The sequence below is a fragment of the Monashia sp. HAY1-2A genome (genome assembly GCF_056755315.1).
In genome coordinates this window covers 1-232 of sequence record NZ_JBNDHY010000838.1, presented here as the reverse complement: position 1 = coordinate 232, position 232 = coordinate 1, and the positions used below count along the sequence as shown (strand labels likewise).

Sequence of the window (232 nt, the reverse complement as noted above, 5' to 3'; positions counted from 1 at the left end):
CGCCAACTTCCAGGGTGGCCGAAGCGTCCTTGAACTGGCCGCGGACCTTGCTGATGCCTGCGTGGCGAACGGTGAAACCGATCTCGCTGTGGGAAGCGTCGAGGGTCCAGGTGCCGGTGGTGACGGAAGCGGGGAGGGTCATCATGGTTGTTGCTCCTATAAGTAGTGGAAGGTACTGCGTGCTTGCCTGGTTGAAGCCAATTGCTTGAAGCGTCAACCGAGCTTCGTACCC

At 59.9% G+C, this 232-nt stretch carries 1 protein-coding gene; it reads right to left on the bottom strand.

All coding sequences use genetic code 11. The features are described from left to right. The coding region (locus ACPYOM_RS24125; protein WP_481347920.1) for a YceI family protein at window positions 1-142 on the bottom strand (142 nt) is incomplete at its 3' end. Between the last annotated feature and the right edge of the window lie 90 nt (window positions 143-232).